Consider the following 4,970-nt stretch of genomic DNA (forward strand, 5'->3'; position numbering starts at 1 on the left):
CGCTGGTGGCCTACCTTGCCTCGCTGCACCCCACGAATGCGCAGGTGAGCCTGAACTACCTGGACCTGGTGACGCGGCAGACCGCGCCGCTCTCCACGCTGACGCTGGACCAGATCGAGCCGATCCGGGAGTCGCCTTCGACCACGCTCGAGGTGGGCTACAAGGGGCTGCTGGCCAACCGGGTGCTGCTGGCCGCCGACGTGTGGTGGTCGCGCAAGGAAAGCCTGGTGACGCCGCTCACCATCCAGACCCCCCTGGTGCTGCTCAATCCGCAGCAGCTGGGCGCGTACCTGGTGCCCCGCTTCATGGCCGACCTGGGCTACTCGCAGGCGCAGGCCACGGCACTGGCCGGGCAGCTGGTGCCGGCGCTGGCCCAGGTGCCCCTGGGCGTGATCTCGTCGCCCGACGTGGACGCGCGCAGCGCGCAGGCGCTGGTGACGTACGTGAACGTCGACGAGAACATCGACCTCTGGGGAACCGACATTTCGGCCACCGCGCTGCTGGGCAACGAGTGGGAGCTCGCCGGCTCGGTGTCGTTCGTCAACGAGAACAAGTGGGAAACCGACAACGCCGGCCTCGTGACGCTCAACGCGCCGCGCTGGAAGGGATCGGTGGCGCTGGACTACGACAATGACGATACCGGGCTGTTCGGCGAGGTTCGCATGCGGTACAACGACACGTTCCCGGTGAACTCGGGCGTGTACATCGGCACCCGCTGCCTGAACGCGCCCGACGCGGTGGCGAACCCGCTGCAGGAAGACTGCGTGCAGGCGTACACGCTGTTCGACCTGAACCTGGGCTACCGGCTGCCGATGGTACACGGCGCCACGCTGAACGTGCTGGTGAACAACCTGCTGGCCGAGGACTACCGCCCCTTCCCCGGCTCGCCCACCATGGGCCGCATGCTGGTCGCGCGCATCAAGTACGAGTTCTGACCCGCTTCTGATCGAGAGAAAGGAGGGGGAGCCCGGGTACCGGGCTCCCCCTCCGCGGTTCCGATATCATCCGCGGAATTCGTGCGATGGCGTATTCCGTGCTTTTGCTTGCCGCTCCATCGCACTCCTGACGCTGTGCCAACGCCTTGCAATGCGCGGCTGTTGGCGGGAACAGAATCCCGCTTGACACCGGGTGGATATACGGAATCTTTGTAGGGTCATGATCCCGTTCGTCCATCCGCGCCCCCCCGTTTCCATCCCATGCGATCACATCATCTGGTGCTGGCGTCCCTGGCGGCGGCGGCCGTGCTGGCCGGCTGCTCGGGCCCCGGCGGCGGCGACACCTACCTGCTGGGCCTGGCCGCGCCGCTGGAGCGGTCCTTCGGCAAGAACTCGCAGCTGGGCGCGCAGCTGGCCGTGGACCAGATCAACGCGGCGGGAGGCATTCATGGCGACAGCCTGAAGCTGTGGGCCCTGGACGACAAGTCAGAGGACACGGCGGCCATCGCGGTGGCCGAGCGGTTCTACGACAACCCCGACGTGCTGGCCGTGGTGGGCCACGCCACCTCCGGCCCGCTGATGGACGCGGCGTCCGTCTACCAGCGCGGGCTGGCGGCGGTGGGCACCAGCGCCACCAGCACCGAGATCGCGGGGCTGGGCGAGTGGATCTTCCGCGTGGCATCGAGCGATTCGGCCAACGCCGCGGAGCTGGCGCGTTCGGCGGCGGGCGCGGGGCGGCGCGTGGCCATCCTGTACGCCAACGACGACTACGGGCAGAGCCTGGCGGAGGTGTTCGGGCAGGCGCTGGAGAACACGGGGGTGACGCTGGTGGGCCGCTTTCCGTACCTGGAAGACATGAAGGACTTCACCCCGTACATCCGCGCGCTCAAGGCGCGCGGCGCCGAGGTGGTGCTGGTGGCCGGGCTGGAGACGGGCGCGGCCACGCTCATCCAGCAGGCGCACCAGCTGGAGTGGATGCCGCGCTTCATTGGGGGAGACGGGCTGGAGCCGCTGGCGGAGATGGGCGAGCGGTACAACGGCACGCTCGTCGGTGTGCTGTACCACCCGGACATGTCGCCGCGGGCGCGGGCCTTCGCCGAGGCGTTCCGGGCCGCGTACAAGCGCGAACCCGACTCGTCGGCCGCCACCTCGTACGATGCGGTGCAGCTGATTGCGCGTGCGCTTCGCGAAGGCCGAGCGAGCCGCCAGGGGATCCGCGACTACCTGGCGGGGGTGGGGCGCGAGGGCGGTTCGGAGCGGTACGACGGGGTGGCCGGCCCGGTGTCGTTCGACGCCAACGGCGACCCGGTGGGCAAGCCGGTGGCGCTGGTGCGGATCGAGAACGGCCGCTTCCGCCTTCAGCAGGCCGCCCAGGTCGCGACGCGGTGAGCGGCACGCTCACCGCACCTGCCGAACCGCGCGATGTCATCCCGACGGAGCGGCCCCGCCGAACCTGCCCATTCGCCATACTCCGCAGCGACGGAGGGATCCGCCACACACGCCGGGCGCGCCCCACGGGCCTCCCCCACACGAGAACAAGCCAGTCCGCGCAGGCGGACTTCGTGTGCTTGTTGCAGCGAATTCATTCGCCCGTGGGGCAGGGCCAGAGCGACGACCTTGGCAGTGCTGGGAGGCGTTTCGACCGGAGCCGGCGCATGCCTCGGCTGCCCTCTCCCCCGGCCCCTGTCCCGCAAGCGGGAGAGGGGAGAATTCGCTCGCGCTCCGGCCGGCTTGGCGCACCCGACTCGCACGTGCAGTCCGCGAAGGCGGACTTTGGGCCCTTGTTGCCGCGACTTCAGTCGCCCCTGGAGGGCCGGGGCACCGATGATCATAGCGATCCCACGCAAGCCGAGGCCTCTGGATTGGTCACCGCTGCCGCGTCCAAGGTGAAAGGCTTCCTCGGCTAGATCCTTCGCCCCGCGAGGATCGGTTTGCGGGACGGTTCGGTGCGCCTGGGGCTCAGGATGACAGGGTTCGGCGATGGGACGAGTGACACTTCGGTGCCGCCATCACCGACTGCATTGCCGCTCAAGCCCGCCACCGATCCGCGTCCCCGCCCGTCACCGATCCCGTCAATCGCCCGTTACCGGCCATCGCCCTAGCCCGTCACCGATCTCCATCCCCACGCCGATCGGCGATGGCCTCGATGCGGGAGACGACTGTCTCTCGGTGGTCGGGGCTGCGCAGCACGATCAGGATCGTGTCGTCGCCGCCGATGGTGCCCACGATCTCCGGCCATCCCGCACTGTCGATGGCCACGGCGATGGGCTGCGCGCCTCCCACCAGCGTCTTCAGCACCAGCAGGTTTCCGACACCATCCGCACCCACGTACAGGGCCGGCAGCAGGCGGCTGAGCGTGGGCGTTACGTCCGCGCCCCCGACGGGCACCACGTAGGCGCTGCCGCCCTGGTCGTCGGGCGCCTTGATCAGCCCCAGGTGGCGGATGTCGCGCGAAAGCGTGGCCTGCGCGACCTCGATGCCGCGCGCGGCCAGCAGCTCTCGAAGCGCCTCGTGCGAGGGAACGCGGTGCGTGCGCACCAGTTCCAGGATGGCGGCGTGGCGGGAAAGCTTCAAGGCACGATTCCCATCGTTGGGGCGAGTCGATCGACGGCCGGAATATAGCGCGGCGCGGACGCGGATTGCCACACGCTGCCGCGCCGCTGTCATCCTGCTTGCGTTTCCCTGCAGACACGGACACCCGACATCGTGGCACTTCCCGGAGCAGCCACTTCGTCGTACCTTATCCGCCATCACGGATTCGTTCAGTTGGCCCACTGCCGCGGCTTCCACGCATCGGCAGCCGTGGCCATTTGCGCTCACTCCCGCCGCGTACCAGAGGTGTTCATGGCCCGTCTTCGATCGTTCCGCGCCGTCCTGCTGGGCGGCCTGTTCTCCCTTGGCCTGGGCGCGTGCGACACGCCGATGGCCACGGGCCGCATCGCCCCGGAGGGCGGCCCGCTGCTGGCCACCGTGCCGGCGAAGGGCACCGCCGCCACGCTGGATGTCGCCAGCTGGAACATCGAGTGGTTCGGCAGCAGCACCAACGGGCCCGCGAACGAGACGCTGCAGGCCAGCAACTCGCGCGACATCATCGGCGGCACCGACGCCGACATCTGGGGCGTGGCCGAGATCGTGGATCAGGCCGCGTGGAACAGCCTGGAGTCGCAGCTCACAGGCTACACGGGGTTCCTGGCCAGCGAGTCGCACGTCACCAGCGGCTCCACCTACTACGGTTCCACCGAGCAGAAGGTGGGCATCCTGTACAAGAGCAGCATCGCCACGCTGCTGGGCGCAAAGATCATCCTTACGGCATATGACGCCGACTTCGCGGGGCGCCCGCCGCTGGAGGTGAAGCTGCGCGTTACGCTGAACGGCGTCACGGAGGACATCGTCGTCATCGTGCTGCACGCCAAGGCCTTCAACGACGACGCCAGCTGGCAGAAGCGCCTGAACGCCAGCAACGCGCTCAAGTCGTACCTCGACACCACGTATCCCACGCAGAAGGTGATCGTCGTGGGCGACTGGAACGATGACGTCGACACCTCCATCACCGCGGGCAGGCCGTCGCCGTACCAGAACTTCGTGGACGACGCGGCGGACTACGCGTTTCCGACCAGGGCGCTTTCGCTCGGCGGGATCTCGTCGACGGTCAGCTACACCGATATGATCGACCATCACCTGAACACCAACGAGTTCACGGCCGCGTACGTGGCCAGCTCGGCGGAGGTGTACCGGGTGGATACGTACGTGGCGGATTACGCGAACACCACCAGCGACCACTATCCCGTGCTCAGCCGCTACACCATGGGCGGAGGGGGCGGCACCACGCCCTCGGTGACGGTGACGGCGCCGAACGGGGGCGAGTCGTACGCGGGCGGCAGCAGCCAGAACATCACCTGGACGTCGGCGAACGTGGCTAACGTCAAGCTGGAGTACACGCTGGACGGCAGCGCGTGGACGACCATCACCTCCAGCACCGCCGCGTCTGCCGGCACCTACGCGTGGACGGTACCCAACAGCGCGACCACGACGGCG

At 68.6% G+C, this 4,970-nt stretch carries 4 protein-coding genes; 3 read left to right on the forward strand and 1 reads right to left on the reverse strand.

Going from position 1 to position 4,970, the window contains the following annotated elements:
* Together VIB55_RS10510 and VIB55_RS10515 are read left to right on the forward strand one after the other, a co-directional pair.
* Positions 1–935, forward strand: a 935-nt coding sequence (locus tag VIB55_RS10510) for a TonB-dependent receptor domain-containing protein (RefSeq protein WP_331876614.1), incomplete at its 5' end; no start/stop codon positions are given.
* 261 nt (positions 936–1,196) lie between these two features.
* Positions 1,197–2,324 carry an ABC transporter substrate-binding protein gene (locus VIB55_RS10515; RefSeq protein WP_331876615.1) on the forward strand — a complete coding sequence of 376 codons (1,128 nt, stop codon included), beginning with the start codon at positions 1,197–1,199 and terminating at the stop codon, positions 2,322–2,324.
* Positions 2,325–3,041: 717 nt separating this feature from the next.
* Here VIB55_RS10515 and VIB55_RS10520 read toward each other — a convergent pair.
* Positions 3,042–3,509, reverse strand: a complete 468-nt coding sequence (locus VIB55_RS10520) for a hypothetical protein (RefSeq protein WP_331024555.1) — start codon at positions 3,507–3,509, stop codon at positions 3,042–3,044.
* Positions 3,510–3,779: 270 nt separating this feature from the next.
* Between VIB55_RS10520 and VIB55_RS10525 the strand changes: the two genes are divergently transcribed.
* Positions 3,780–4,970, forward strand: a 1,191-nt coding sequence (locus VIB55_RS10525; protein ID WP_331876616.1) for an endonuclease/exonuclease/phosphatase family protein, incomplete at its 3' end; no start/stop codon positions are given.

It is taken from the genome of Longimicrobium sp. (assembly GCF_036554565.1).
Lineage (GTDB): Bacteria > Gemmatimonadota > Gemmatimonadetes > Longimicrobiales > Longimicrobiaceae > Longimicrobium.

Coding starts and splice junctions, on each gene's coding strand:
- VIB55_RS10515 (WP_331876615.1), top strand. CDS start 1,197: ATGCGATCACATCATCTGGTGCTGGCGTCCCTGGCGGCGGCGGCCGTG.